The 19,740-nt window shown below is 73.2% G+C and carries 19 protein-coding genes; 9 read left to right on the top strand and 10 right to left on the bottom strand.

The features are described 5' to 3' along the window. Positions 1-91: 91 nt before the first annotated feature. The 3 genes from ACH4PU_RS06430 to ACH4PU_RS06420 form a co-directional block, all read right to left on the bottom strand. A complete protein-coding gene (locus ACH4PU_RS06430) occupies positions 92-718 on the bottom strand; it encodes a hypothetical protein (RefSeq protein ID WP_398266884.1) in 627 nt (208 codons plus the stop codon). 273 nt (positions 719-991) lie between these two features. Further along, positions 992-1,813 (bottom strand): MOSC domain-containing protein, encoded by an 822-nt coding sequence (locus ACH4PU_RS06425; RefSeq protein ID WP_398267000.1) that lies wholly within the window; start codon positions 1,811-1,813, stop codon positions 992-994. A 203-nt stretch (positions 1,814-2,016) separates the two neighbouring features. Next, complete coding sequence (locus ACH4PU_RS06420; RefSeq protein ID WP_398266881.1) at positions 2,017-2,541, bottom strand: DUF6643 family protein; 525 nt, start codon at positions 2,539-2,541, stop codon at positions 2,017-2,019. A 207-nt stretch (positions 2,542-2,748) separates the two neighbouring features. Between ACH4PU_RS06420 and ACH4PU_RS06415 the strand changes: the two genes are divergently transcribed. Then, complete coding sequence (locus ACH4PU_RS06415; protein ID WP_398266997.1) at positions 2,749-4,014, top strand: TerD family protein; 1,266 nt, start codon at positions 2,749-2,751, stop codon at positions 4,012-4,014. A 31-nt stretch (positions 4,015-4,045) separates the two neighbouring features. Here the strand turns inward: ACH4PU_RS06415 and ACH4PU_RS06410 are convergent, their stop codons facing one another. Next, positions 4,046-5,206, bottom strand: a complete 1,161-nt coding sequence (locus tag ACH4PU_RS06410; protein WP_398266994.1) for a glycosyltransferase — start codon at positions 5,204-5,206, stop codon at positions 4,046-4,048. A gap of 176 nt (positions 5,207-5,382) precedes the next feature. Between ACH4PU_RS06410 and ACH4PU_RS06405 the strand changes: the two genes are divergently transcribed. The 4 genes from ACH4PU_RS06405 to ACH4PU_RS06390 all read left to right on the top strand — a co-directional run bounded on the left by ACH4PU_RS06405 (position 5,383) and on the right by ACH4PU_RS06390 (position 10,740). Continuing rightward, positions 5,383-6,171, top strand: a complete 789-nt coding sequence (locus ACH4PU_RS06405) for a glutamate racemase (RefSeq protein ID WP_398266878.1) — start codon at positions 5,383-5,385, stop codon at positions 6,169-6,171. A 98-nt stretch (positions 6,172-6,269) separates the two neighbouring features. Next, positions 6,270-6,827, top strand: coding sequence for a hypothetical protein (locus ACH4PU_RS06400; protein ID WP_185940874.1), 558 nt, complete (start codon positions 6,270-6,272; stop codon positions 6,825-6,827). 495 nt (positions 6,828-7,322) lie between these two features. Continuing rightward, a complete protein-coding gene (locus tag ACH4PU_RS06395) occupies positions 7,323-8,816 on the top strand; it encodes an MFS transporter (RefSeq protein WP_398266874.1) in 1,494 nt (497 codons plus the stop codon). 505 nt (positions 8,817-9,321) lie between these two features. After that, entirely contained in the window at positions 9,322-10,740 is a 1,419-nt protein-coding gene (locus ACH4PU_RS06390) for an NADP-dependent succinic semialdehyde dehydrogenase (protein WP_398266871.1), read from the top strand. A 12-nt stretch (positions 10,741-10,752) separates the two neighbouring features. On the opposite strand, the gene dhaK is transcribed toward ACH4PU_RS06390, so the two are convergent. Further along, on the bottom strand, positions 10,753-11,745 hold the full coding sequence (gene dhaK / locus ACH4PU_RS06385) for a dihydroxyacetone kinase subunit DhaK (protein WP_398266868.1): 993 nt from the start codon (positions 11,743-11,745) through the stop codon (positions 10,753-10,755). A gap of 268 nt (positions 11,746-12,013) precedes the next feature. On the opposite strand from dhaK, the gene ACH4PU_RS06380 reads away from it, so the two are divergent. Continuing rightward, positions 12,014-12,277 (top strand): hypothetical protein, encoded by a 264-nt coding sequence (locus ACH4PU_RS06380; protein WP_398266865.1) that lies wholly within the window; start codon positions 12,014-12,016, stop codon positions 12,275-12,277. A gap of 88 nt (positions 12,278-12,365) precedes the next feature. On the opposite strand, the gene ACH4PU_RS06375 is transcribed toward ACH4PU_RS06380, so the two are convergent. Continuing rightward, a complete protein-coding gene (locus tag ACH4PU_RS06375) occupies positions 12,366-12,875 on the bottom strand; it encodes a hypothetical protein (RefSeq protein WP_398266862.1) in 510 nt (169 codons plus the stop codon). Positions 12,876-12,904: 29 nt separating this feature from the next. Then, on the bottom strand, positions 12,905-13,465 hold the full coding sequence (locus tag ACH4PU_RS06370) for a hypothetical protein (protein ID WP_398266859.1): 561 nt from the start codon (positions 13,463-13,465) through the stop codon (positions 12,905-12,907). A gap of 258 nt (positions 13,466-13,723) precedes the next feature. Here ACH4PU_RS06370 and ACH4PU_RS06365 point away from each other — a divergent pair, with 258 nt between their 5' ends. The 3 genes from ACH4PU_RS06365 (at position 13,724) to ACH4PU_RS06355 (ending at position 17,338) form a co-directional block, all read left to right on the top strand. Further along, positions 13,724-14,401 (top strand): response regulator transcription factor, encoded by a 678-nt coding sequence (locus ACH4PU_RS06365; RefSeq protein WP_398266856.1) that lies wholly within the window; start codon positions 13,724-13,726, stop codon positions 14,399-14,401. A 4-nt stretch (positions 14,402-14,405) separates the two neighbouring features. Then, positions 14,406-15,797, top strand: coding sequence for an ATP-binding protein (locus ACH4PU_RS06360; protein ID WP_398266853.1), 1,392 nt, complete (start codon positions 14,406-14,408; stop codon positions 15,795-15,797). A 401-nt stretch (positions 15,798-16,198) separates the two neighbouring features. Next, on the top strand, positions 16,199-17,338 hold the full coding sequence (locus tag ACH4PU_RS06355) for a HoxN/HupN/NixA family nickel/cobalt transporter (protein WP_398266850.1): 1,140 nt from the start codon (positions 16,199-16,201) through the stop codon (positions 17,336-17,338). Positions 17,339-17,646: 308 nt separating this feature from the next. Here the strand turns inward: ACH4PU_RS06355 and ACH4PU_RS06350 are convergent, their stop codons facing one another. From ACH4PU_RS06350 to ACH4PU_RS06340, 3 genes are all read right to left on the bottom strand, one after another. Beyond that, complete coding sequence (locus ACH4PU_RS06350; protein WP_398266847.1) at positions 17,647-18,267, bottom strand: phosphatase PAP2 family protein; 621 nt, start codon at positions 18,265-18,267, stop codon at positions 17,647-17,649. A gap of 153 nt (positions 18,268-18,420) precedes the next feature. Beyond that, positions 18,421-19,353 (bottom strand): M48 family metalloprotease, encoded by a 933-nt coding sequence (locus ACH4PU_RS06345; protein WP_398266844.1) that lies wholly within the window; start codon positions 19,351-19,353, stop codon positions 18,421-18,423. Beyond that, the gene (locus ACH4PU_RS06340) at positions 19,350-19,721 is read right to left on the bottom strand and encodes a BlaI/MecI/CopY family transcriptional regulator (RefSeq protein WP_398266841.1); all 372 of its coding nucleotides are present in this window, start codon (positions 19,719-19,721) and stop codon (positions 19,350-19,352) included. The genes ACH4PU_RS06345 and ACH4PU_RS06340 overlap by 4 nt, the downstream gene beginning before the upstream one ends. Positions 19,722-19,740 lie beyond the last annotated feature (19 nt).

Here is a 19,740-nt window from a genome sequence, read left to right as displayed (position 1 = left end):
GGGACCGATGCGTACCGGCCGGTCCACCGTAGCGTGCGCCGGGCACGGGAGTTGACCGCCCGCGGCACCGCCCGGCTCGCCGCGCCGGCGCTCAGCTCCCCGCGTCGGCCCGGCCCCAGGTGTGACCGGCCCGCTCCCACGCGCGGTCCCACCGCTCGTACCGCCGCCGGACGATCCGCCACATGACCAGGCGGCGCAGCCCGTGCACCGCGCCCGCCGCGGCCACGCCGGCCCCGACGCCGGCGAGCACGGCGTGGACGGACGCCGTGGTGCCGTCCAGCGGGCGGCCCGCGAGCCGGCCCTGGTCGTCCGTCCAGAGCGGGAACCGCCGGCCGGGTATCTCGGCGCCCCGCAGCGGTACGAGGCCGGTGCGCGGCCCGCCGTCCGGGCCCGGCCAGCGGGCCAGGATCCGGTGGTAGCCGTCCTGCCCCGGCGAGCCCTCGCGGTCGCCCGCGGCGGCGCGCACCGGCTCCGGGCGGAGCGCGACCGCGCTCACCAGGTGCCGGTGCGACTGTTGTTCACGGGCCGTCTGCCGGAGCACCGCGTGGGCGGACGACCCCGCCAGCAGCCCCGCCAGCGGGCCGACGACGAGCATCAGGACCACCGCCGTCAGCCCGACCCAGCTCTCCAGGACATCGGTGGGACGGCGCAGCGGGTTCCGCCGCCAGCGCCAGGCGGACCGCAGGGCCCAGGACCGCATCCGGGACGTCGCGTTCATGAAGCTCACCCCCCTGCGTCTCATTACCTCACAGGGGGCGGCGCATGCGGGAAAGGGCGTCGCGGAGGGCGGAATCACTCCCGGTGGAGAGCGGGGGGACGCGCGTTGACGCGCCGGGGCGCACAGGGGCGCGCCGGCGCGCGGAACGGTCTTGAGGCCGGGTCTTCAGGCCGGTGTCCAGGACGGGTTTTCAGCCCGGGCCTTACGGAAACCCGCGGCGATGAGGGTGGTTCCCGGCATCAGGTGACCAGATGACCAGGTGATTCCAGCGATTCAGGCAAGGCGGTCGAGGACCTCGAACGGATCCCCGACCCGCAGCACTCCGGGCTGCTCCGGGACGAGGTTCTGCCCGAAGACGAGCCCGGTCGCACCGCGCCGGTGGTGGGCCAGGGCGTGCAGCGGCTCCCGGCCGCGCGCGGCCGTACGCTGGTCGGTGGTGGTGACGACGCAGCGCCCGCAGGGTTTGGCGACCCGGAAGGTCACGTCGCCCAGCCGCACCCGGCGCCAGCCGTCCTCCTCCCACGCGCCGGTGCCGCCGACCACCACGTTCGGGCGGAAGCGGTCCATCGGCAGCGGGCCCTCGTCCGCGTGCTCGCCTCCGGCGATCAGCGAGTTGAGCGCCGCGAGCGACGCGGCGGAGGTGAGCAGCAGCGGGAAGCCGTCGGCGAAGCCGACCCGGTCCTCCGGGCGCCCGTACCGGGGGTCGACCGGGCGCCGGACCGCCGGGTCGTCCATGTGCACCAGCCGGGCCTCGACGCCCAGGAAGGCGGTCAGCCAGGCGTCGGCCTCGGGGCCCGCGGGCACCGCCTCGACCTTGTCCCGGAACACCTCCACGGTGACCGTGCCCCGCCGCCCGGGATCGGGTACCGGTACGTCCAGGGGCGCGGCCCCCGGGCCGGAGATCCGTACCCCGCCCCCGGGCAGCCCGCGTGCCGCCCCCAACGCGAGCCGGGGGAGCTGCCGTTGGGTGAGGAACCGGCCGTCCGGCGCGGTCACCATCCACCGTCGGTCCCCGGCGAGCCCCCACGGCTCCACGGCCGCCCACCCGGGGGAGCCCCCCGCCATCGACTTCACCGGGTGGACGTGGAGCGACAGGAGCGAGGGCGACGGACCGGACGAACCCGAAGGACCGGGCGAGCCGGAAGGATCCGAAGAGCCGGAAGGACCCGAAGTGCCCGAAGAACCGGAGGGATCGGAAGACGCAGCCATGGGGTCATCCTGCCCGGCCGGCTCCGGTGCGCACCCGCGGTTCCGGGCGAGTGCGGGCGCCCCCGTCGCCCGCCGCCCGTCGCCGTCGGTCAGTAGCTCCCCGGGCCCGAGTACGGGCGCTGGTACGGACCTTCATAACCCCCGGACTGGCCGGGCTGGCCGGACGGGCCGGGTGCCGGGCGGGGCGCCACCGGGCGCATCGCGTCGTACCCCGCCGGGCCCGCGGGCCCGGCCTGCGGCTGCTGGTACTGCTGCGGCCCGGGGTAGCCGCGCGGCGCCGACGCCTGCTGCGGGATGTACGGCGCGGGCGCCTGCTGGAGCCCGGCCGGCTGCGGGCCGCCCTGCCCGTACTGCGGGGGATGCTGGGCGTACCCGCTCTGCAGCGGCTGCACCGGGTGGGCCGCCTGCGCCGGGCCCGGGCCGTGGCCGGAGGGGCCGGACGGCAGCGCGGGCAGCGCGGGCAGCTGACTCCCGCCGTCGAAGGGGGCCGACACCCGGATCGGGGCGATCTGCGGGGTGCCCCGCTCGGCGACGAGACTGTCGTAGATGGGGGTGTCCGGGAACGACGACGCGGAGTAGTAACCGCTGCCGTAGGCACTGCGGGGGGAGGTCATAGCCCTTAAGTTAAGCCCACGATGTGCCGGTTGGGGAGTCAGGTACCCGGGTTGGTTCCGGAGGCCCCTGCGGCGCCGACGACCAATCGGGGCGAAGGCGGAGAATTCGGGGGCCACGGTACGTTGGACCCGTGTAAGCAACCGGATCGTTCAGGGCCTGACCAGGGGGCTCGTCCGGGAATCGCTCTACAGGGGTGGCAGATGGGGATGCTGAAAGGCACCAACGTCCGGATTCCGGCGCCGGCGGTGCGGATAGAACTGGGCTGGCGGACCGGCCCCGGCGTACCGGACGTGGACGCCTCCGCGCTGCTCCTCGCCGGGGGCCGGGTCCGCTCCGACGCGGACTTCGTCTTCTACAACCAGGCCGTGCACACCTCCGGCGCGGTACGGCACGAGGGCAAGGTGCCGGCGGCCGGCGCGGTGACCGACACCCTGGCCGTCGACCTGGCCTCGGTGGAGCCCGAGGTGGAGACCGTCGTGGTCGCGGCCTCCGCCGACGGCGGCACGTTCGGGCAGGTGCCGGGGCTGTACGTACGGGTCTTCGACGCGGCGGGCGGCGCGGAGCTGGCGCGCTTCGACAGCGAGGACGCGACGGTCGAGACGGCCTTCGTGCTCGGCGAGCTCTACCGGCGGCAGGGGGAGTGGAAGTTCCGGGCGGTCGGCCAGGGGTACGACAGAGGGCTCGCCGGCCTGGCGACGGACTTCGGCATCTCGGTGGACGATCCGGGGCCCGCTCCCGTCGCGCCTCCGGCGCCCCCGGCGCCCGTGGCGGCGCCTGCCGCGCCCCCGGCCCCGGTGACTCCCCCCGCGGCCCCCGCCGCCCGGCCCGTGAGCCTGAGCAAGGTCACGCTCACCAAGCAGGCCCCGTCCGTCTCGCTCACCAAGCAGGGCGGCACCTCCGGCGCGCTGCGCGTCAACCTCAACTGGCAGATGCGGCAGCAGGAACCGGCGAAGGGCGGTGGCTGGGGCCGCCGCCTCACCCGGGCGCTCCAGGGCGACCTGGACCTCGACCTCGGCTGCCTCTTCGAGCTCAACGACGGGACGAAGGGCGTGGTGCAGGCCCTCGGCAACTCCTTCGGCTCGCTCCAGCGCCCGCCCTACATCCACCTCGACGGTGACGACCGCACCGGCGCCGCGGCGCAGGGCGAGAACCTCACCATCAACCTCGACCACAGCCGTGACTTCCGGCGCATCCTCGTCTTCGTCACGATCTACCAGGGGGCCAGCAGCTTCGCGGGCCTCCATGCCACGGTCACCCTCCAGCCGCAGCACGGCGCGCCCATCGACTTCTCGCTCGACGAGTGCACCGTGCCGTCCAACGTCTGCGCGCTGGCCCTCATCACCAACAACGGCGGCGACCTCGTCGTCCAGCGCGAGGCCCGCTACCTGGTCCCCGACCGGGGCGTCAGCCCGCAGCGCACGCTGGACCGCGCGTACGGCTGGGGGATGAACTGGACGCCCGGACGGAAGTGACGCCGGCCGGACGCGGAGGCGCCGGGAGGACTTAGGGCGCGGCCTCGGGGCGGGCGTAGGTCCGCCCCTTCCAGGCCGCGCCCCGGCCCCGGTAGTGCTGGACCGCCGAGTCGACGGTCATCAGCAGGTACAGCGCGGCGGTGAACGGGAGCAGCGGCGCGAGCCACGCCGGCTGCCGGTAGTAGCGCAGCATCGGCAGGTACGTGCCCGTCATCACCGCCCACGCCGCCGCCCCGGCGGCCAGCGTCGGGAGGTTCCCGGCGGCGGCGCCGGCCGCGACGGCCGCCGGCGGGGCGAGGTAGACCACGGCCAGGCCCGCCACCGTGGCGAGCAGCAGCAGCGGCTGGTACAGGAGTTGCGCGTAGGCGCTGCGGGACACCATCCGCCACAACTGCCCCAGCCGGGGGTAGGGGCGGATGCTGTCCACCCGCTCGGCGAGGCCCAGCCAGATCCGGCCGCCGGTGCGCTTGACCGCGCGGGCCAGCGTCACGTCGTCGATGACCGCGTGGCGGATGGCGTCCGGGATCCGCGCCCGCTCCGCCGCCTCCCGGCGCAGCAGGACGCAGCCGCCGGCCGCGGCGGCGGTCCGGCCGCCGGGCCGGTTGACCCAGCGGAACGGGTAGAGCTGCGAGAAGAAGTACACGAAGGCCGGGACGATCAGCCGCTCCCATGGGGTGACCACCCGCAGCCGGGCCATCTGCGACACCAGGTCGAGGTCGGCGGTCCGGGCCGCCGCGACGAGTTCGCGCAGGCTGCCGGGCGCGTGTGCGATGTCGGCGTCCGTCAGCAGCAGGTATTCGGCGTCGGTACGGGCGCGGGCCAGCGTCATGCCGTGCCGTACCGCCCACAGCTTGCCGGTCCACCCGGGCCCGGGTTCGCCGGGGGAGTCCACGGTCAGCGGAAGCCCGCCGTGTTCGGCGGCCAGCGACCGGGCCAGTTCACCGGTGCCGTCCGTGCTGCCGTCGTCGACCAGGAACACCTCGGCCCGGCCCGGGTAGTCCTGGGCCAGCAGCGACGGCAGGCTCTCCGGGAGCACCTCCGCCTCGTCCCGGGCGGGCACCACGATCGCCACGGACGGCCAGTCGTCCGGCGGCCGGCGGTCCGGCAGGCGCACGTCCGTGCGCCAGAAGAAGCCCTGGCCCAGCAGCAGCCACAGCCACGCGGCCAGGGAACCGACGGAGATCCATGTCAGCGCGTTCACCCGCCGCAGTCTGCCCGACGGGTGCCGGGGCCGGGGCGCCAGGAGCGCGGGCGATCCAGAGCGGGGGCGGGAGAAGTCGGGTCGAAACGGGCGCCGGCGCGGGCTCCCCGGCCCCATCCGCCGTCCGCCCATTAACCCGTGTGCGGCCCATCCATTAAAGTGACCGGGTGAAGATCGCGCTCATGGACTCCGGCAACGGCCTCCTCGCGGCGGCGGCCGCCGTGCACCGGTTGCGGCCCGACGCCGATCTGGTCCTCTCCTCGGACCCCGGCAGCATGCCCTGGGGTCCCCGCACCCCGCAGGACGTCACCGAACGCGCCCTGGGCTGCGCACGCGCCGCCGCGGCGCAGCGGCCGGACGCCCTGATCATCGCCTGCAACACCGCCTCGGTCCATGCGCTGGCGGCCGTCCGGGCCGAACTGGAGCCGGGCCTTCCGGTGATCGGCACGGTGCCCGCGATCAAGCCGGCCGCGGCGGGCGGCGGCCCGTTCGCCATCTGGGCCACCCCGGCCACCACCGGCAGCCCCTACCAGCGCGGCCTCATCCGCGAGTTCGCGGCCGGCGTCGAGGTCACCGAGGTGGCGTGTCCCGGGCTCGCCGACGCGATCCAGTGGGCCGACGACGCCGCCATCGACGCCGCCATCGCCTCGGCCGCGGCCCGCACCCCGCGCGACGTCCGCGCCGTCGTCCTCGGCTGCACCCACTACGAGCTGGTCGCCGAGCGCATCCGGGCCGCCGTCCGGCCGCCCGCCGGACCGCCGCTGGTCCTGCACGACTCGGCCGGCGCGGTGGCCGCCCAGGCGCTGCGCCGGATCGGCGCCGCCCCGGCGCCGGACGCGGAACCGACGGGCCGCCTGACGGTGCTGCTCGGGGGGCGCGAAGGGGTCCTCGACGCGGCCTCGCTGAGCTACCCGGAGGCCCGTTCCCTGACGACGGTGGGGGCCGGACGCCCGTAAGGGCCGGGAGTCCCCGAGGGGGCGGAGACCGGTACGCGTCCGGGCCGTCCCCGTGGAGACCCCTGCCGCCGGGCCGGAACCTCGGTACGCTGCCTGGTATGAGGGACCAGCCGGAGGCCCCGAAGGGGCACGACGACAGCGAGTCCGCCGTCTGGACGGGCCGCGCCACCAATCGCGTGCAGTGGCTGCTCGCCGCCGCCGGAGCCGCCTGCATGGCGCTGGGCATCGACCTGGCCGTCGCGCATCCCTGGACCTCCGGGATCATCCCGCTGGTGATGTCCGTCGTCGGCTGCGTCGCCGCCGGGCTGCTGATGCTCTACGGCACGGTCGCGTTCGTGCACGTGGCGGTGCGCGTCGACAAGGAGACGCTGGAGGTCCGCTGCGGCCACATCGGGCTGCCCCGGACCCGTATCCCCCTCGCCCAGGTGGTCGACGCCGCGTTCGCGCCCCGGGTCACCCCCCGCCAGTGGGGCGGCTGGGGCTACCGCTGGCGGCCCGAGCAGGGGACGGCGGTCGTGGTGCGCCGCGGCGAGGGCTTCGTGCTCCGGCTGGGCGACGGGCGCTCGTTCACGGTCACGGTGGACGACGCGGAGGCCGCCGTGCGGGTGATCCGCGACCGGCTCGGCCTCGCCGGCGGGCGACCCGCATCCGTCTGAGACACGCCTCCTCCGGACCCCTCCCGGCGTTCCGCGAATCTGAATGCCCCCGTCGTGTGACGTCCACCGGGCCCCCGGGCCCGCCACCGCCTGACGCCCGGGCCGTCGGAGGCCAGTTCACAGTACGCGAGTTCCAGCGTTCGAAGGAAAAGGCGGAAACAAATTCGGCCACTCCTCGGCCGTGTCACTTGAAGTCCCCGGCATCCGCTCTATCCGGGATCCGTTTGCTTTGCTAACGTGTGGGGTGCGTATTCTTCCGAGCGCAGTCGGGAGTCGTTGAGGATGCACCGCAAAAGCATATGATCGACCGCTCGATCCCACGTCAGTGAGTGCGGCTTTTCCCGCCGGGTGACAACCCGTGGGAAGGGCATTCTGACGAACCGGACGGCGGGGTGCCGCTGCCTCTGATCACCACGGTGGATCAGGACGAAGCACGAGGTCAGGACGGCAGCCGTCCCTATCGCTTTGCGCACTGTCAAAACCCTCCGGGCCCCCATGCCCACCTCGGTTCAGGGAGATTCTCCTCGCCTGTTCGAGCTGAATGCAGGGACGCGCATGAAAGCTTTTCGGGTCACTCGCGAGTTTCCTCTCGCATTGCGACTGCTACTGATCAACCAGTTTGGCATCGACATCGGGTTCTATATCCTGGTGCCGTTTCTCGCGGCATATCTGGGTCAGGAACTCGGAATGTCCGACGCGCTCGTCGGCCTGGTGCTCGGCGTGCGCAACCTCGGCCAGCAGGGCCTGTTCCTCCTCGGCGGCTCGGCCGCCGACCGGCTCGGCCCACGCGCGGTCATCATCACCGGATGCGCCCTGCGCACCCTGGGCTTCTCCCTCTTCGCCTTCGGCACCACGCTGCCGGTCGTCCTCGGGGCCTCACTGCTCAACGGACTGGCCGCCGGCCTCTTCTACCCGTCCGCCCGGGCCTACGTCGCCCTGGAGGCGGGGGACCGCAAGGCGGAGGCGTTCGCCCTGCTCAACGTCTACGCGACCATCGGCTCGCTGATCGGGCTGCTCCTCGGCAGCGTGCTGATCCGCGCCGACTTCCGGATCTGCGCCGTGGCCGCCGCCGTCGTCTACGCGCTGCTCACCGTCGCGCAGGCCATGGTGATCCCGGAGCGGCCGGCCCCCGCCGCCGACCGGAGCACCGTCCTCGGCGACTGGCTGGAGGTCTTCGGCAACCGCCGCTTCCTGCTGTTCTCCCTCGCCACGACCGGAATGTTCACCGTGGAGAACCAGCTCTGCCTGCTGCTGCCCGCCGGGGCGAAACAGGCGTCCGGCTGGGAGGGGGCGGCCGGGGTGCTGCTCGGGGCCGGTGCCGCCGTCAACCTCTTCCAGATGCCCATCACCCGCGCCCTGGAACGGCACGGCGGCGGCAGCCGGTGGGTCGGCGGCGGACTCGTCCTCATGGGCCTCGGCTTCGTCCCCCCGCTGCTGATCTGCGCCGACGGGCCGCCCGACGGGCTGCGGGAGGTCGTGCCGCGGATGCTCGTCATGCTGATCGGGTCGCTGCTGCTGTTCGTCGGCACGATGGTCGCCCACCCGGCCGTGCTGGAGATGATCCCCCGGTTCGGCCGGGAGACGCTCGCCGGCACCTACTTCGGGCTGTTCTACGTCTTCGCCGGGCTGACCGCCGCCGGCGGCAACGCCGTCGTCGGCTGGACGATGGACATCGGCAAGCAGTACGAATGCCCGTGGCTGCCCTGGATCGGCTGCGTCGCCTTCGGTCTCTCCTCCGCCCTCGCCGTCACCCTCCTCTACCGCACCCGGCTCCTCCCGGACCGCCCGGAGGTCTCCGCGATGCAGGGCACCGTCATCCCGTCCGGCCTGCCCGAGCGGAGCGGCGCGATGGCCGCGGAGGCGAGCTCCGGCCCGGCCGGACCGACGGCGGAGAGCGTCGGCCGCTGGGAGGCGGGCCTCCTCGGCCGGACCCGCCTGCCGGGCCCGGGCCGGGCGGCGGACGAGGCGCGGGAGAAGCCGCCGCGCTGAGCGGCGCTCGGGCGCCGCGCCGGCTGGGCTGCCGGGGGTGCCGCGGGGCCGGCCCGGTAGCCGGCGGTGACTCGGTGCCGGGCCCCTACCGGCCCGAGTGGCCCGGGGGCCCGCAGGGGCCCGCCGTCGGCACCCGCCACGCGTCGTACCGGACGGCCGCTCCGCCCGCCCGCCTCGCGCGGCCCGGGAGGAGCGGCCGTTCCGGCGTCCAGGGCCGGGGGGAAGGGGAGCCGGGCCGCGCCGGGGCCGGGGGAGGGGAGCCGCGTCTCACCAGGCGGGGGAGCGCGTGCGTGCCCGCTCCGGACGACGGGACCGCCCGGCCCCGTGCGTACGGCCGCCTTGCGCGGGCAGGCGGAGCGCCGCAAGGTCGAGACGAGGAGACCCGGCACCGCGGCCGGTGCCGCCCCGGCGTACGGCCGGGCGGGGAAGGGCCGCCGGGCCCGCGCCGCGCGAGGCGCCGGGTGCCGTCGCCGGGTCACCGAGCCGCCGCTGAGGAAGGACGCCCATGCCCATCGCCACGGTGAACCCCGCGACCGGCGAGACCCTCAAGACGTTCGAGGCCCTGGCCCCGGACGGGATCGAGCGCCGGGTGGCCGCCGCGGCCGCCGCGTTCCGGCACCACCGGACCCGGGACTTCGCCGAGCGGGCCCGGCTCCTCCGCCGCGCCGCCGACCTCCTGGAGGAGGACGGCGACGACATCGCCCGCACCATGACGCTGGAGATGGGCAAGCCGCTCGCCGCCGCCCGCGCGGAGGCGGCCAAGTGCGTGAAGGCCATGCGCTGGTACGCCGAGCACGCCGAGGCGCTGCTCGCCGACGAACACCCGCCGGCCGACGCGGTCGCCGACTCGGGCGCGGCGGCCGTCCGCGTCCACCACCGCCCGCTGGGCCCCGTGCTGGCCGTCATGCCGTGGAACTTCCCGCTGTGGCAGGTCGTCCGGTTCGCCGCCCCCGCGCTGATGGCCGGCAACGTCGGGCTGCTCAAGCACGCGTCCAACGTGCCGCAGACCGCCCTGTACCTGGAAGACCTCTTCCGCCGGGCCGGCTACCCCGAGGGCTGCTTCCAGACGCTGCTCATCGGCTCCGGCGCCGTCGAGTCCGTCCTGCGCGACCCCCGGGTGGCCGCCGCCACCCTCACCGGCAGCGAGCCGGCGGGCCGTTCGGTCGCGTCCGTCGCCGGGGACGAGATCAAGAAGACGGTCCTGGAACTGGGCGGCAGCGACCCGTACGTGGTGATGCCCTCGGCCGACCTGGCCCGTGCCGTCCGGACGGCGGTGACGGCCCGGGTCCAGAACAACGGCCAGTCCTGCATCGCCGCGAAACGCTTCATCGTCCACACGGACGTGTACGAGACCTTCCTGGAGCGCTTCACCGCCCGCATGGACGGCCTGACCGTCGGCGACCCCCTGGACGAGGCCACCGACGTCGGCCCCCTCGCCACCGAGCAGGGCCGCGCCGACGTCGAGGAACTCGTCGACGACGCGGTACGGCAGGGCGCGGTGCCGCGCTGCGGCGGCGGCCGGCCCGCCCTGCCCGAGAAGCTGGCGGGCGGCTGGTTCTACGAGCCGACCGTGCTCTCCGACGTCACCCCGGAGATGCGGATCCACCGCGAGGAGGCGTTCGGCCCGGTCGCCACCGTCTACCGCGTCGCGGACCTCGACGAGGCGGTCGAGGTGGCCAACGACTCGCCGTTCGGCCTCAGTTCCAACGTCTGGACCCGGGACGAGGGCGAACAGCGGCGCTTCGTACGGGACCTGGAGGCGGGCGGCGTCTTCTTCAACGGCATGACCGCCTCCCACCCGGCCTTCCCCTTCGGCGGCGTCAAGCGTTCCGGCTACGGCCGCGAGCTGTCGGGGCAGGGCATCCGCGAGTTCTGCAACGTCACCACGGTGTGGTACGGGGCGGAGCCGGCCGCCGACGCCTGACCCGAAGGGGGATCAGCACCCCCAGCGCAGGGCGGGCGTCCGCACCGGGGCGTCCCACCACCGCAGCATCTCGTCGTCCACCTGACAGAGCGTCACGGACGCGCCGGCCATGTCCAGGGAGGTGATGTAGTTCCCCACCAGCGTCCGGGCGACGGGCACCCCCCGCTCGCGCAGCACGCGGTGCACCTCCGCCGCGAAGCCGTACAGCTCCAGCAGCGGCGTCCCGCCGGCCCCGTTGACGAGCGCGAGCACCGGGCCGGTGGGGTGGAGGTCGTCCAGCACCGCGTGCACGGCGTAGTCCGCGATCTCCCCGGACGTCATCATCGGCCGGCGCTCCCGGCCCGGCTCCCCGTGGATGCCGACTCCGAGCTCCAGTTCACCGGCCGGCAGGTCGAAGGTGGGGCCGCCCTTGCTCGGCGTCGAACAGGCCGACAGCGCGACACCGAAGCTCCGCGACGCCTCGTTCACCCGCCGGGCGACCGCCTCGACCCGCTCCAGCGGCGCCCCCGCCTCGGCCACGGCCCCGGCGATCTTCTCCACGAACAGCGTGGCCCCCGTCCCCCTGCGGCCGGCCGTGTGCGTGCTGTCGGTCACCGCGACATCGTCGTTGACGAGCACACTGGCCACCTGGATCCCCTCGTCCTCGGCGAGCTCGGCGGCCATATTGAAGTTCAGGACGTCACCGGTGTAGTTCTTCACGACGAACAGCACGCCCGCACCGCTGTCCACGGCAGCCGCCGCCCGCACCATCTGGTCAGGCACGGGACTCGTGAAAATCTCCCCGGGGCACGCGGCATCCAGCATCCCCAACCCCACGAACCCCCCGTGCAACGGCTCATGCCCCGACCCACCCCCCGACACCAGCCCCACCTTCCCACCCACCGGCGCATCCCGCCGCCGCACGACCCGCCCCTCCACATCCACGACCAGCTCGGGATGAACGGCGGCCATGCCCCGCAGGGCGTCGGGGACGACGGACTCGGGGACGTTGATCAGCATTTTCACGGCGGGCTCCTCCGGTGACGGACGATTGGGTCGCCGACCTGTATTTCCGCAGATCAGGCGTGCGGACTCCGGTGGTTGTCCGCGGTCTGTGACGGTACTGACGCTGACTTGGCTGATGGCGCGTCAGCTTCCCTGGCTTGTCACTGAGCGTAATAGACGCACGGTAGCCAAGAGTGACAGCAGGCGGAAGCCGACTGAGACGGCTCGCACCAAGCGTGCCGGCAGCCACCCGTGGGTTCCCTGGCTCGGCCGTGCCTGGAACCGGGCCGTGGTGTGGAGCCTCGCCGCGGCCCTGGCCGCCCTGTCGGGGTACGGGCTTCACCAAGCGGTGCCCCCCCGGCCGCAACTGGACCCGTTCGCGTTCCTGAGGGTGACGTGCGGAGTCGCCCTCGCCCTCTTCGCCATGCAGTACCTGGCGGCCCGGACCGCTTTCCGGGACGGCGCCCGCCCCCTGCGCGCCGCCGCGCTGACGGCGCTGGTGGGGGCGCTGACCAACGCGCTGCGCCAGGCCATCAGTTCCCAGCCTGCGTAGCGCCGCTCGCCTGAAGTGACATGTTTCGCCGTCGCGCCCCACCCGACTCCTCGGGCGGCGGTCGTGCCCGGCGGCGCTCTTCACCTCCTCATGTGCTCAGCAGCCGGTTGAAGAAGGAACGGTAGCGCCGCAGTGCTCCGCGCAGTTCCTCCGTGTCGATCCGGTCGCCTTGGTCCCATTGGGCCTCGAGTTCCTTCTTGTGCTGGGCGAAGGTGGCAGCCAAGGTCTGCATGACGTCCGCGACCAGGGCGTCGGCCGCGTGCACCGCCTCGCGGGGGTCGTCCACGAACCTGGTCTGGATGTCCTGCCAGCGGTCACGGAAGCCGCGCTCCTCGTCGTCCGTCAGCAGTTGCGGAGTCTCGTCGTCCGAGGCGCCGGCGGCACCGGGCGTCGCGGCTGCGTCCCGGTCCTCGGTGGTGGTCGCGTCGGTGGCCGGTTCGTCGTCGGCTGGGCCGACCTCCTCCGGCACCGCGCCTTCACCCGGGTAGACGGGAGCCTCCGAGGGCGGGGCCTCCCTCTCCGTCCCGGTGCCGGCCGGCTGGGCGAGATCGTCGGTGGACAGACCGCTCGTGCGGTCCGGTTCCTCGTTGATGTGCATGGTGTTCCTCCATGCGGCATGGATCGGTATCAGGAGCGGGAGGGTTGCGCCCGGCCGTTGCCGTCGGAGAGCAGTTCCTCGAACAGGGTGCGGTAGTGCACCATGGCACCCCGTAGCTGCTCGGTCGTGGCCCGGCTGCGCGTGGAGAGGGTTTCGACCTCGTGTGCGGCCCTGTAGTGCTCCAGCGTGGCACCGTGCCGCACCGACAGATCCTTCGTCTGTTGTTCGAACCCTTCGGTCGGGTATCCGCGCTCGCGCATGAGGGACGTCACCAGCCGGTCCGCGTCGTGCACCGCGTTCTCCGGCCGGTCGACGAATTCCTCCTGAACGCTGCTCCACTCCCGGGCGTACCGGTCGCGGGAGGCCGGGGGCAGCGGTTTGATCTCCAGTGCGTCGTGCCGCCGCTCGCGAGCCCTGAGCTCGCGCTCGGCGTCGAGTCGGCTGTCGGCGCCCTCGACCGTCCGGTCGTACTCCGGACCGAAGCGCGCACGGAGGCGACGGCGCCGCATCAGCATCGAGGCCGCCATGATGGCCAGGCCGGCCACCACGACGACGGGGATGATGATCGCCAGAAGCGTTCCCGTTGACATGGGCACACGCTCCTCACGGTGTAGTGACGTGCACTTCTTGAAATGCGCTATTAAAGAATTTTACCTCTTTTGTCTTGATTGGCTGTAGAGCCGATCGACACCCCTGTGGGATGCGACGCGACGCCGACGAGCCTGTCGGTCGAGACGGCGGTGCTGTGACGGGCCTGCCGAGAGCAGGCTCAGGGCCGCCCTGATGCTCAGTCTCCTCTCCGCAGGCCGCTCTCTACGGTGCGGCGTAGAGTGGTGGGAGAGGCGATCATGCGGGTGCTGGTAGTCGAGGACGAACGCGGACTCGCCTCGGGGCTCGCTCACGGGCTCGCCGAGGAGGGCTTCGTCACCGGTGTCGCCTACGACGGTGTGGACGGGCTCTGGCATGCGGTCCACGAGCCGCACGACGTCATCGTGCTGGACATCATGCTGCCTGGACTGTCCGGATACGAGATCCTCAAGCGGCTGCGGGCGGCCGGCGTGTGGACCCCGGTGCTGATGCTCACTGCCAAGGACGGCGAGTGCGACGAGGCCGACGCCCTCGACCTCGGCGCCGACGATTACCTCAGCAAACCGTTCTCCTACGTCGTGCTGGTCGCACATCTGCGGGCACTGCTGCGGCGCGGGGCGCCGGCCCGGCCCGCGGTGCTCGCGGCCGGCGACCTCACTCTGGACCCCGCGTCCCGTCGGTGCCGCCGCGCGGGACGGGGACTTACGCTGACGGCACGGGAGTTCGCGCTGCTGGAATTCCTCCTCCGCCATCGCGACGAGGTGGTCAGCAAGACCGACATCCTCACCCACGTATGGGATGAGAACTTCGACGGAGACACCAACATCGTCGAGGTCTACGTCGGCTACCTGCGGCGCAAGATCGACACCCCGTTCGGTCGCCGGTCGATCGAGACCGTCCGTGGGGCCGGCTACCGGCTGCGCGGCGCCGGGGGGTGACGCGATGGGTGGCCGCCTCCGGGCCTGGTGGACCCGCCGATCGCTGCGCCTGCGGCTGACCGCGGCGGCGGCGCTCGTGATCACGGTGGGGCTGGTGGGTGCTGCCGTGGTGCTGGTCGCCTGGCTGCGCACCAGCCTCACCGGCTCGCTCGACCAGGCCGCCTGGCAGCGCGCCCAGGCTGTCGCGGAGGTCGTCGACTCCGGAAGGCTCACGGCCACACTGCCCTCCGTCGGCGAGCGTGACATCGCCGTCCAAGTCGTCGACGGCACAGGCACAGTGCGGTCCGGCTCGCACAATCTGCAAGGCCGGCCGAGGGTGTTCACCTTCCCCGCGACCGCCGCCTCCGACGACGACCCGCATGCCCGCAGCCTGCAGGACCTTCCCCTCGGTGGGAACACGACATGGCGTGCCGTCGCCGTCCCCGCCGGCAGCCGAAACGACCCGATGACCGTATACGCCGCCGTGCCCGCCAAGGATGTCGACACCAGCCTGGCCCAGCTCACCGGTGGTCTGGCCATCGGCGTGCCGCTGGTCGTCACCGCGCTGACCAGCGTCGCGTGGCTGCTCACCGGACGCGCGCTGCGTCCTGTGGAGGTGCTGCGCGCCCAAACCGCCGAGATCACCGGCTCCGACCTCAGCCGCCGTCTCGATGTCCCCCCATCGGCCGACGCGCTGGGCCGACTCGCCACCACGCTCAACGATCTGCTCGCCCGGCTTGAAACGTCCACACAAAAGCAGAGCCGGTTCATCGCCGACGCCGCCCACGAGCTGCGCAGCCCCCTCAGCAGCCTGCGCACGCAACTCGAGGTCGCCGCCCGGCACCCCGACTCCGCCGACTGGCGCACCCTGACTCCGGCCCTGATGGAGGACAGCGAGCGCCTCTCCCGCCTCGTCGACGACCTGGTGCGGCTCGCCCGTCTCGACGCTCACCCCCGACTCCGCGAACGCACGGTGGACCTCGACGAGATCGTCTTTGCCGAAGTCCGCCGCGCGCGCCGGCACACGCCACTCACCATCGACCAACACGCCGTCAGCGCGGCCCGCGTGCGCGGCGACACCGACGCCCTCGCCCGCGTCGTACGCAACCTGCTGGACAACGCCATCCGGTACGCCACCCGACGAATCGATGTGAGCCTCGGCGTCCACGACGGCACCGCGCAGCTGGTCATCGCCGACGACGGGCCCGGCATCCCCGGACCCGACCGGCAACGCGTCTTCGACCGCTTCACACGCCTGGACGACGCGCGCGCCAGAGACACCGGCGGTGTCGGACTCGGACTGGCCATCGTCCGTGACATCGTCACCGCCCACCACGGCAGTACCCACATCGAGGACAACGCCCCCGGCGCCCGCCTCGTCGTCCGCCTCCCCGCCGACGGCAATGGAGGGCCCTGACGTCCTGACCGGTTGGGCGGATGCCCGCCCGGTGCCGTCACAGACCTGCCGAATCCCGCCGCGGAGCTCGGACGTATGAGCCGGGCCGTGCCCGCACATCCAGCATGATGCCGTTCCCGCGGAAGCGTCTCCCCCCAGTTCCTCAGGCCAAGGGTTCCACTGGTCACGGAGATCAAGCGGCCGACGGTGCGGGGCGCGGCGTTCTCGTCCCGTCCCTCCTCACAGACCTCTGGCGCCACGAGACAGAGGGTGGTGTCGGAGTCGGCGGACAGCGCGTGACCTTCAGCGCGCGCCCCCTTTTGCCGCGCACTGCGGAGGGTTATCGCATAGGTATTGCAGGTGAGAACCAGCCGCGCCTACGGTGTGCCGTCTTCGGTGACCGAAGGAGAGGAGTCCTTGCGATGACCAGCGGTTCTTCCACCGTCCCGGACATACGGGCACCCCGGTGGCGCCGGGCGGCGGTGGCGATATCCGGCCGTGAGTGGCGGCACCTGGCCGGCATGGCCGTGGTGATCCTGGCACTGCACGTGATCGGCTGGTTCACGCTGATCGCCCTGGTGGCGCCGGAGCACTACAGTCTGGGCACGAAATCCTTCGGGATCGGCATCGGGGTGACCGCCTACACGCTCGGCATGCGGCACGCCTTCGACGCCGATCACATCGCGGCGATCGACAACACCACCCGCAAGCTGATGCACTCCGGCCGGCGGCCGCTGTCAGTGGGCTTCTGGTTCTCCCTCGGCCACTCCTCCGTGGTCTTCATCCTCGCCCTCCTGCTCTCCTTGGGCATCAAGAGCCTGGCCGGGCCGGTGGAGAACGACGACTCGCCGCTGCACAACGTCACCGGCTGGATCGGCACCACCGTCTCCGGCACCTTCCTCTACGCCATCGCCATCATCAACCTGGTGATCCTCGCCGGGATCTGGAAGGTCTTCCGGCAGATGCGCGCCGGCCACTTCGACGAGGCCGCGCTGGAAGAGCAGTTGAACAACCGCGGTTTCATGAACCGCCTGCTGGGGCGGGTGATGAAGTCCATCACCCGCCCCTGGCAGATGTACCCGGTGGGTCTGCTGTTCGGCCTGGGCTTCGACACCGCGACCGAGGTCGCCCTCCTCGTCCTCGCCGGCTCCGGCGCCGCCTCCGGTCTGCCCTGGTACGCCATCCTGTGCCTGCCCGTGCTCTTCGCGGCCGGTATGTCGCTGCTGGACACCATCGACGGCACCTTCATGAACTTCGCCTACGGCTGGGCCTTCTCCAAGCCGGTCCGCAAGGTCTACTACAACCTCACCATTACCGGCCTGTCCGTGGCCGTCGCCCTGCTCATCGGTACCGTCGAACTCCTCGCCCTGATCGCCGACAAGGCAGGTCTCCACGGCGCCTTCTGGGACTGGATCGGCGGCCTCGACCTGAACACCCTCGGCTTCGCCGTCGTCGGACTGTTCGTCGCGACCTGGGCCGTCGCCCTGATCGTGTGGAAGGTCGCCCGCATCGAAGAGAAGTGGACCGCTCACGTCCAGCCCGGCGAGGCCACCACGGACTGACAACGTCGGCCCGCTGTCCACCAGCCGAGGGCTTCTCGCACAGCGGCGCGCGGTCGCGGAAGAGGCGCGGCCCTGCTCACCGCGGCAGCCGCCCCGGCCGCGAACGGCCGGTGCCGGCTCCTCACCTCCGCCCGCGCGACAGCCGCCGTCGGCTTCCACCGCCGCCTCGCCTGGCGTCAGGCCGCCCACCCCGCGCCCGGCGGCGCCGGCTCCGTCGTCTTCCCCGACCCGGCGCACCCCTCGGTGCGCAAGCCCAGAAGGAGGCCGCGGCCGCCCGACGTCGACCCGTGCCGGCGGCTACCGCGAGGTCAGGCGGCTTGGAGGAGTGAACGTGCCGGGCCGCCGCGCAGCCTGGAGACGGCGTGTGCGACCGGACGGCGCGTGGCCACGACGGTGGCGGCTCCGAGGACGATGCCGACGAGGGCTCCCACGAGAACGTCGTGGGGGTAGTGGGCACCGACGTAGACCCGTGACGCGGCCATCAGGATCGCCGCCGGCCAGGCGAGTGCGGCGAGGCGCCGGTCGACCAGCAGAAGTCCGGCCGCCACGGCGAAGGCGACGGTGGTGTGGTTGCTCGGGAAGGCGTAGTCGTTCGCCGCCGGGCAGGCCTCGATGAGGAAGTCGTGCGGCAGGGCCCGGCAGGGGCGTGCCTCCTGGAAGAGGGACTTGACGCCGTCGTCGACGAGGTAGGCGATGACGACGGCGACCGGGGTGACCAGTGCGGCGGCCATGGTGCGTGCGTCACGGCGGCGGGCCAGCCACCAGCCGGCCAGCAGGAGCAGGCCGAACAGGGCGACGCCGTACGTCGTGTAAAGCGACACCGCGTCGTTGAGCCAGTGCGTCCGGTGCGCGAAATCGGTGACATCGGTGTACAGGCCGCCGTCTATCGCGGCCCCGTCGAGGCCGGGCGCGCCGGAAGCGGTCGTCATCGTCTGCGAGTTCCCATCGTGCGGAGGGCGTGGTCCCGCGTGATCGCGGCCCGACGGCATGCGTCGGGGTGCGGACACCCATCGGGTGACTACACGCCGATAGACGATAGCGGTGGCCGGCTGGTTCCCTCCGCCCGGGCCGGGCGGTGGTGATCAGTGAGCGACTTCGCCCTGGGCGACTTCGATCTTGTGGTGGAAGCCGATGGCGCCGGTCGCCGAGGCGCAGACCGAGGCGGTGGCGCACGCGGCCAGGAGGACGGCGACCCACGGGGCGGTCCGGCGGTGCGGGGGCGCCGGGGCGGAGAGGAGAGCGGCGACGCGACGCGGGACGGGGCCGGTCGTCGCCGCCGGTGCGACGGCCGGCCGGTCGGGATGGTGGCCGCCCGAGGCGAGGGCCGCGCGGGCGATCGCGCGGGCGGCCAGGCGCCGGTCGCCGACGACGGCGGCAGCGGCTTCGTCGGCGGCGCGCTCGGCGGCGTATCGGGTCGCGTCGCGGACGGCGCGCAGGGCCGGGTGGCAGTGCGCGGCCAGCTCGGCCGCGGCCAGGAAGAGGTGATGGTGGTACGCGTTGTGGGCACGCTCGTGGGCGAAGAGGACCTCGCGCTCGGCCGCGTCGAGGCTCCGGATCATCGCGGTGGTGATCACGATGCGGCCGGGCCTGCCGGGCAGGGCGTAGGCGTCCGGGTACGGCGAATCGACGACGCACAGATCCCCCGCCGCCGGGCGGCGGCCGGCCTCGGCGTGGGCGGCCCGCAGCGTCCTGGCCTGACGGACGGCGGAGCGGGTCAGTGCCCAGGCTCCGACGGCGATCAGGCCGACCGCGGCCGCGGCCGACGGCACGGCGACGGCGTCCCAGGGGGTGCGCAGGGGGTGGACCAGCTCCCCCAGCGATGCGAAGAGGGGCAGTTTCAGCAGGCCCGTGACGACCAGGGCACCCAGGGCGATCACCGAGCCGCCGGCCAGTGCGAGCGCGGCGAGGGCCAGCACCCACACCGCGGCGACGGGGGCGAGCCGCCGCGCGGTGCGCTCCGCCAGTGCGGGCGCGATGAGGGGGAGCAGGAGGGGGAGCAGGAGGAGGGCGGTCATCGGTCCTCCGGTTCCAGGAGGTCCCGCAGGAGCTGCTCGTCGTCGGGGCTGAGCCGGGCGACGAAGCGGGCCAGGACGGTTTCGCGGTCGGTGTCCCGTTCGAGTTCGCTGTGCATCCGCAGAGCCGTGAGACCGGGAGCGTCCTGGACGGGGAAGTAGGCGTAGCCGCGGCCCTGCCGTCGCCGTCCCGCTATGCCCTTTTCGTGCAGGCGCGTCAAGGTGGTGGTCACGGTCGTGCGAGCCGGGTCGTGGGAGAGGGCCGCCTGAACCTCGGCCGGGGTCAGAGGGGCGTCCGCCGCCCACAGGACGGCCAGCACACCGGCCTCGAGCTCGCCCGCCGGCCGCCGTTCGTCCTTCGCGTTCGTCATGGGAACGTCCTTCACCCCG

This window comes from Streptomyces sp. NPDC021100 (genome assembly GCF_044333095.1).
GTDB lineage: Bacteria > Actinomycetota > Actinomycetes > Streptomycetales > Streptomycetaceae > Streptomyces.
This window is presented reverse-complemented; position numbering and strand designations above follow the sequence as displayed.

Bases quoted from the DNA above. Each gene is read 5' to 3' on its own strand.
- ACH4PU_RS06415 (WP_398266997.1), top strand. From the start codon at position 2,749: ATGCTGAAAGGCACCAACGTCCGGATTCCGGCGCCGGCGGTGCGGATA.
- ACH4PU_RS06420 (WP_398266881.1), bottom strand. From the start codon at position 2,541: ATGACCTCCCCCCGCAGTGCCTACGGCAGCGGTTACTACTCCGCGTCG.
- ACH4PU_RS06370 (WP_398266859.1), bottom strand. From the start codon at position 13,465: ATGTCAACGGGAACGCTTCTGGCGATCATCATCCCCGTCGTCGTGGTG.
- ACH4PU_RS06390 (WP_398266871.1), top strand. From the start codon at position 9,322: ATGCCCATCGCCACGGTGAACCCCGCGACCGGCGAGACCCTCAAGACG.
- ACH4PU_RS06400 (WP_185940874.1), top strand. From the start codon at position 6,270: ATGAGGGACCAGCCGGAGGCCCCGAAGGGGCACGACGACAGCGAGTCC.
- ACH4PU_RS06355 (WP_398266850.1), top strand. From the start codon at position 16,199: ATGACCAGCGGTTCTTCCACCGTCCCGGACATACGGGCACCCCGGTGG.
- ACH4PU_RS06340 (WP_398266841.1), bottom strand. From the start codon at position 19,721: ATGACGAACGCGAAGGACGAACGGCGGCCGGCGGGCGAGCTCGAGGCC.
- ACH4PU_RS06430 (WP_398266884.1), bottom strand. From the start codon at position 718: ATGAACGCGACGTCCCGGATGCGGTCCTGGGCCCTGCGGTCCGCCTGG.
- ACH4PU_RS06350 (WP_398266847.1), bottom strand. From the start codon at position 18,267: ATGACGACCGCTTCCGGCGCGCCCGGCCTCGACGGGGCCGCGATAGAC.
- ACH4PU_RS06360 (WP_398266853.1), top strand. From the start codon at position 14,406: ATGGGTGGCCGCCTCCGGGCCTGGTGGACCCGCCGATCGCTGCGCCTG.
- ACH4PU_RS06345 (WP_398266844.1), bottom strand. From the start codon at position 19,353: ATGACCGCCCTCCTCCTGCTCCCCCTCCTGCTCCCCCTCATCGCGCCC.
- ACH4PU_RS06375 (WP_398266862.1), bottom strand. From the start codon at position 12,875: ATGCACATCAACGAGGAACCGGACCGCACGAGCGGTCTGTCCACCGAC.
- ACH4PU_RS06365 (WP_398266856.1), top strand. From the start codon at position 13,724: ATGCGGGTGCTGGTAGTCGAGGACGAACGCGGACTCGCCTCGGGGCTC.
- ACH4PU_RS06395 (WP_398266874.1), top strand. From the start codon at position 7,323: ATGCCCACCTCGGTTCAGGGAGATTCTCCTCGCCTGTTCGAGCTGAAT.